Source organism: Sphingopyxis sp. (assembly GCF_036402335.1).
Classification (GTDB): domain Bacteria; phylum Pseudomonadota; class Alphaproteobacteria; order Sphingomonadales; family Sphingomonadaceae; genus Sphingopyxis.
On record NZ_DASWTD010000131.1, the window covers coordinates 1 to 6,970 of the forward strand.

Here is a 6,970-nt window from a genome sequence, read left to right on the forward strand (position 1 = left end):
GCTCGTCGTCGTTGAGCAGGCCACCGATCGCGAGGATCTCGCCGTCGTCGACGGTCAGCACGGTTTCGAACGAGCGCTTGTTGAGGATGAGGTCGCTGTTGCGCGACGAGACCGGGCCCGCGACGCTCGAGACCTCCTGACGCAGGAACAATTTCACCTCGCCCGCGCCGTTGACCTGCGGCGTTACGTCGAGCTTGATGCCGACCTCTTCGCGCTGGACGGTGCGGAAGGCGTTGTCGAAATTGTCGCTGAGTGCCTCGCCCGTGGTGATCGGCACCTCCTGTCCGACGAGGAATTTCGCCGCCTGGTTGTCGAGCGTGACGATATGCGGGGTCGCAAGCAGGTTCGATGTCGTGTCCGATTTCACGGCGTTGATGATCGCGCCGAACACGGTGTTCTTGCCGATATCACCCGCGAACCCGGCGAAGCCGCCGGTGGCGGTCAGCAGCGATGCCGCCGCAGCTTCCTGCAGGCTGCTGCCGAGCGAACTATTGGTCTGTGTCACCGTCGTGTTGCCATTGACCGTCGTCGTCTGTTGCGACAGCTGGTTCGCCGCATAGGCGCCGCCGAGCGTCAGGATATTGGGCGAAGCATTGCTGTAGCTCGTCGCGACGAACGGAATATTCTTGCCGCCAAGCAGGAACTGGACGCCGAGCCGCTTGGCCGCGTCGTCGCCGATTTCGACGACGATCGCCTCGACCAGCACCTGTTGCCGCCGGCTGTCGAGCTGGCGGATCAGTTCGCCGAGCATCCGCTGCACTTCGCTGTTGGCGGCGACGATGATCGCGTTCGCGCCTTCGTAGCGCGTGACGATCGCGGGGCCGCGCGTCGAGATGCTGCCGGTACCGCCGGCGCCGGTCGATGCCGGCGGCGTCGCCGCCGGCGCCGGCGCGGGGGTGCCGTTCCCTCCCGACGACGAGGAAGAAGATGATGATGACGTTGCGGGCGGTAGGCCCGCCTTCTGCGCCGGATCGCTGCCCCCGCCGATCAGTTGCTGGATCGTCGGCAACAGCGTTTCGGCATTGGCATGTTCGAGCCAGTAGACGCGCAGTTCGGTGCCGCCCGCCGCTTTCTGGTCGAGGTCGTTCGCCATCGTGACGAAGCGCGCGACGAGCGCCTGGTCGCCGCGCAGCGCGATCGCGTTGCTGCTATCGATCGGCACGATCGCGACCGGCGCCTGCGCACCCTCGCCCGCCGCGGGAACGAGCGCCTGCAGCGCCGCGGCGATCTCGCGCGCACCGGCATTTTTCAGCGTGACGATCTGGCTGGTCGACGTATCGCGGTCGATGTTCGACGCCAGCGCGCGGATGCGGCGGATATTGTCGGCGAAGTCGGCGACGACGAGGCTGTTGGCGTTGCGGTTCGCGGTCAGCGAGCCCTGCGGGCTGACGAGCGGGCGCAGCGTTTCGACCGCGGCAACGGCGTCGATGTGGCGCAGGCGGATGATTTCGGTGACAAACTGGTTCTGCGCCGCGCGGTCGCTGCCGATACGGCCCGGCTGCGCCGCGGCGCCATCGATCGGCTGGACGCGATAGGCGCCGTTCGGCCCGGGCACCGCGACAAGGCCGTTCGAGCGCAGCGTCGCAAGGAAAATCTCGAAATATTCGCTACGCGACAGCGGCCGGTCGGTGACCACCGACACCTTGCCGTTGACGCGGCCGTCGATGACGAAGGTGCGACCCGTGATCCGCGCCGCATCCTGGATGAAGGCGCGGATATCGGCGTCGCGGACGTTCAGCGTATATTGCGCCGATACCGTCGTCGGCGTCGCCGAAACGAGGGCCGCTGCAAGCATGAGAGAAAGTTTGAGGCGCATAAAACCTATTGTTTCGAGAGGAAGATGGCGACGGGAACGACGCTGGCGCCGCGTTCGACTTCGAGTGACAGGCGCGCGCCCGGCGCGATCTGGCTGGCCATCGCGGCGGCGTCGCTCGCCGATCCGATCGGGCGCCCGTTGACCGAACGGATGACATCGCCCGGCCGCAAGCCCGCGGCGCGGAATATCGCGCCGTCGCCCTGCGGCTGGACGACCAGCCCGGTAACGCGGCCGTTTTCGGCGCGCGGAGCAAAGCCCACACCGACTTTGAGGTTCGCCGACGTCATCTCGCCGCTGGCCGAACTGGCGGTCGCCGCGGTCGACCCTGTTTCGGGCGTCGGCGCGGGCAGCGGGCTCGCGGGGTTGGCAATCGCCGCGTCGCCGCTCTGGTCGAGGAACAGGCTTTCGCGCGCGCCGCCGCGGTCGAGCAGCACATGGTCGAAAGCCACGCCGGCCAGCTTCACGCCGGGCGCGATTTCATCGCCGACAGCGTAGCTCGTCTGCACGCCATCCTCGCCCGCGATGATCGCCGATCCGCCGCCCGTCGCTTCGTTGAGGTTGATGCCGAACAGGGTCAGGCCCAGCGCGGTCACCGTCGCCGATGCCGGCCCCTGCGATGCGCTGCGGAAATAGGGATCGAAGCTGGAAAAGAGCGCGCGCCGTTCGGCGGGCGAGGCGATCACCGCCGTCTGCGGTTGCCACGCGCCGAGCGGCGACAGCGGGGTCAGGATCGTCCAGAGCAGGCGGACGAGTTGCCATACGAGGAGCGCGCCGAGGAGCGCGACGAGCAGGTGCGGCCAGATTTCGCGGGGGCCGCGCCTGCCGCCCCGCAACCATGCGGGCAGACCGCGCGGCAGCCGAATGGCCGATCCGGGCATCAGCGTCGCCATGAAATGTCCCTGTCCCCCTGAGGCTGAAGTTGCCGTCGCGAATCGCCTAGGGGCGATTGGTGACAATCAGTTGACGGGAAGATTACAGTTTTTTGTCAGTCGGGCGAGTCCGGCGCCGACTTTGCGCGCAGAACGCCCCTCCCCCGAAGGGGAGGGGTCGCGCGATCCTAAAACTTCAGCGACGCGCTGAGCGAGAAGATCCGGCCCAGCTTGTAGCGGTTGAAATAGACCTTGTTGTCGCCCGAGGTCTGCACTTCCTGATATTTGCGCCCGGTCAGGTTGCGCGCCTCGAACTTCAGCTCGATTTCCTTGTTGAGCAGCGTCACGCCCTGGCGCGCGACGAAGTCGAGCTGGATGCCGGGTTTTTCCTTGATGTCGGGCTGAAGCGACGGGCCGCGGCTGGTGACGCGCGGGCTGGAATAGGTGAGAAGCAGCGTCTGTTGCGATAGCTTGTCCTGATCCTCGAGCCCGATCTGAAGATTCACCAGATGATCCGACTGTCCGGTCATCGCCGACCCGTCGAAGAAGAAGATCGTCGCCGGGCGTTCGACCCCGTTGACGACCGTGATGTCGTCGGCGCCAACTTTGATTTCGGACTTGGTATAAGTGTAGTTGCCGATCAGCACGAGGCGGCGGCTTGCCCAGAAGGGCGAGTCCGACAGCGTATCGAGCGCAAAATATTTCTGCAGTTCGACCTCTGCGCCATAGAGCGTCGCCTTCGGCGCGTTGGCGTAGCTCGTCTGGACAAGATTGTCCGACGCGGAGGTATAGGCTTCGATCGGGTTGTCGATCGACTTGTAGAAGGCAGCCGCGGTGAAACGCTGGTCCTTGGCGAAATACCATTCGTACCGGAGCTCGGCATTCCACAGCTCGCTGTCATTGAGCGACGGGTTACCCGAATAGAGGCGGTTCGATTCGGGATCCTGATAGACCTGCGCGACCAGTTCGCGGAACTGCGGACGCGCGATCGTCTTTGACCCGTTGAGGCGCACCTGCATATCGGGCGCGGCTTCCCAGGTCAGCGTGACCGCGGGCAGCCAATAGCTGTTGTTGAGGTTCGTCGGGACGATCGCGGTCGACCCCGTATTGAACAGGTCGACCGGCGACACCGTCTGCTTGCCGTCTTCATAACGGACGCCGGCGTTGATGTTGAGCCCCGGTACCAGTTCGGCCTGGAGTTGCGCATAACCGGCGTGCGTTGTCAGCTGGGCGTCGAATGCAGCGGTACCGTCCTGCGACGAGGTTTCGAGCAGCACGATGTCATAGAGCTGGATCGTCGCGTCGGAGAGCAGATAATCGGGGCGCAATTGCTGCACCGCAATCGGCAGATTGTTGCCGCGGAACAGGAAAGCCCGGCGTACCGAGGACCGCTGCGTGTCGGAATAGGCGTAGCCCACCGTCGCGGTGATACGCGGCGCAAGCTCGTAGGACAGATCGACACCGCCCGACCACAGGTCTTCGCTGAGGTCGGAAAAGGCGATGCTGGCGTCACCCTTGTTGCCGCCGAGATCGTTGACGAATTTGTCGCCGACGGGATCTTGGTCGAGCGGCAGGTTCGACCGGATATAGGTGAAGCTGCGCTCATAGGGCGCCTCGCGCTGCGAATTGGCATAGGCGCCGCGCAGGTCGACCTTGAGCCGGTCGAAGTGGAGTTCGCCGACGAACTGGGTGTTGATCAGCTGACGCTCGTACCACGCGGTGTCCTGGCGCAGGATATCGCGGTCGGGCTGGTTCTGGTTGCGTCCGAGCCCGAGACGCGACTGTTTCAGCGTGTCGCGGATGAATAAATTGGTCCAGCGGAACTTGTGGTCGCCGAGTTCGAGCCCGAAACCGAGGAGGCCGTTCACGACGATGCGGTTGTCGGTAATGACGCGCTGGAAACTCGTCTGCGGCACGCCTTCGAGATCCTGCTCGAGCGACGTCTGTTGCAGCGTGTCGCGGGTGCGCCACTTGTTGCTGATGCCCAGCGTCGCGATGATGCCGAGTTCGCCATTGGGAAGCGTGATCGTGGTGCCGCCCGTGATGCCCGCCGACCAGTTGACCGGAATATGATCATTCTGCTGGAGCAGCGACGTCTCGGCGTTGACCATCTCCATTTCGATCTTCTGGAGGTCTTCGCGCGTGAAATCGGCGCCGTCGAGGATCGGCTTGCCGCTGGCGAAGGCCGCCTTGAGCAGCGGCGGGATATCGCGCGTGCCGTCGTCGAACCCGGTCCAGTCGGTATCGCTGCCATAATAGGTGTAGCCGAGCTCGTTCGTCGTCTCGCTGTCCCAGCCGATGCCGCCGCTGATCGTAAGGAAGCTCTCGCGCGGGATCGCCTTGGTCGTGAGGTTGATCACGCCGCCGCCGAATTCACCGGGGAAGTTCGCCGAATAGCTTTTCTGGACGAGCGTCGAATCGATGACGTTCGAGGGGAAGATGTCGAGCGGAACGACGCGCTTCAGCGGCTCGGGGCTTGGCAGCGGCGAACCGTTAAGCAGCGCCAGCGAATAACGGTCGCCAAGGCCACGGACATAGACGAAGCCGCCGCCGACGACCGACAGGCCGGTAACGCGCTGGAGCGAGCCCGAAATATCGCCTTCACCCGTGCGCGCAATGTCGGCCGAGGACAGCACCGACACGACTTCCGGCGTCGCGCGGACGATATTGGGAGTATAGCGGCCGGTGACGATGATTTCGGCATCGGCGCCGCCGGGGATCGAAACATCCGCCTCTTCGTCCTGCGCCGCCGCATCGCCGGTAGCCGGCGCCTCGGCGGTCACGGGCGGAGCGTCGGGTGCCGGCGCGCCAGTATCCTGCGCCAGCGCCGCAGGCGCGACAAGGGCAGAGCTGAGGAGGAGCAGGCTGGCGAAAATCGGCCGCTTGGTCATGTGGAATGTCCCCAAGAAAATGTAGGAAGGGAGCGGGCCGGCCGGTCAGGCGTGCCCGCTCCCCATTGGATCGCGAGCGATCAGGCCATCGGAATGACGTTGCAGCTCTTGCTGTCGGTGCCGAAGTCGGCGGTCGACGAGTTGCAGGTCCAGCTCTTGTACCAGCCATCGTTGGCGTCGCGGACGGCGCCGACATAGGCGGTGGTGTCGAAGAAGGCGTTGATCGCTTTCGCGTCGTAAGCCGTCAGTGCGGTTTCGGCCGTTCCGTTGATGAACAGGTTGGCCAGCGTCGGGACGAAATCCGAACGGTTGTTCGTCCCGGCCTGGAAGATCGCCTGCACCATTGCGTCGGTGACCGGCGGAGTGGGCGAACCGCGGAAGGGCTGGCTGTTGCACTGCATCGCAACCGAGAAGAACTTCGGCGGCCCCTGATCGTCGAGAGCGGCATCGGCGTCGCGGACCGTCGTTGCGCTGTTCATGCCGAGGCAGCGGAAGCCCGGTGCCACGATCAGGCCGTTGGCGAACGTATAGTCGGCGCCGCCGCGGATCAGGATCGACACGCCGTTACCCGCCGTATTGTTGCGGTGGATATAGGTGAAGTTCGAGATCGCGACGCGCTGGCGCGGGGTCGTGTCCTCGTTGCCGTTCGAGTCGATTTCCATCATCGAGTCGCCCAGCGTGCCGCCGGCGCGCTGCACGCCGATGACATACTGGATATTGCCCTGGTAGCCGACGTCGGTGTCGAGGCCGTCATCCTCGGCGCCGGTAACAACCAGATGCTTCATGTTGACGCGGCCGCCGAACACTTCGATGCCGTCGTCCGAGCTGTTGTGGATCTGGATGTGGTTGAGCGTGGTGCCGCTGCCGGTGCCCGACGGCGTCAGCCCCTGCAGTTCGACGCCTTCGGCGAGCGCGAAGCCCGAGAAACGGATCTGGACATAGCTCATGGTACCCGAATTATCGGTCGGGGTGCCGCCGCCATAGAGCGCGTTCGACGCGCCTTCGGTCTTGCGCTCGCAGGTTGCGGTACCCGGCGTGCCGCCCGACCCTTCGTTACAGTCGGTGACCGGCGCGCGGCCGAGCAGGACGACGCCGCCCCACATCTGCGATGCCTGGTCGAGGTCGGCGGCCGGCCGGATGACGTTGCCGCGGCCAGTGAAGACGATCGGCTGCGTCGGGGTGCCAACGGCATCGATCTTGTTGCCGCGGTTGACGACGAGGAATGACGTGCCCGTCGCGCCGAAGATGGTGACGCCCGGATCGATCGTCAGCGTGACGTCGGCGGCGTCGCCGGCTTCCTCGGTCGGACCCTGGTCGGTGCCGACGTCGACGCGGCCGGGAAGCGAATAGATCACGCCGTCGGCCTTCGGGATCGCGGTCGTGGTGTTGAAGCG

General features: G+C 65.2%; 4 protein-coding genes. All 4 read right to left on the reverse strand.

Going from position 1 to position 6,970, the window contains the following annotated elements:
* Window positions 1-1,816: type II secretion system secretin GspD (gene gspD, locus VGD20_RS04130; protein ID WP_331133232.1), on the reverse strand; the 1,816-nt coding region annotated here is incomplete at its 3' end.
* A 5-nt stretch (window positions 1,817-1,821) separates the two neighbouring features.
* Window positions 1,822-2,706, reverse strand: coding sequence for a type II secretion system protein N (locus VGD20_RS04135; RefSeq protein ID WP_331133233.1), 885 nt, complete (start codon window positions 2,704-2,706; stop codon window positions 1,822-1,824).
* A gap of 167 nt (window positions 2,707-2,873) precedes the next feature.
* Window positions 2,874-5,576 carry a TonB-dependent receptor domain-containing protein gene (locus VGD20_RS04140; RefSeq protein WP_331133234.1) on the reverse strand — a complete coding sequence of 901 codons (2,703 nt, stop codon included), beginning with the start codon at window positions 5,574-5,576 and terminating at the stop codon, window positions 2,874-2,876.
* A gap of 80 nt (window positions 5,577-5,656) precedes the next feature.
* Window positions 5,657-6,970: hypothetical protein (locus tag VGD20_RS04145; RefSeq protein ID WP_331133235.1), on the reverse strand; the 1,314-nt coding region annotated here is incomplete at its 5' end.

Bases quoted from the DNA above. Each gene is read 5' to 3' on its own strand.
- VGD20_RS04135 (WP_331133233.1), bottom strand. From the start codon at position 2,706: ATGGCGACGCTGATGCCCGGATCGGCCATTCGGCTGCCGCGCGGTCTG.
- VGD20_RS04140 (WP_331133234.1), bottom strand. From the start codon at position 5,576: ATGACCAAGCGGCCGATTTTCGCCAGCCTGCTCCTCCTCAGCTCTGCC.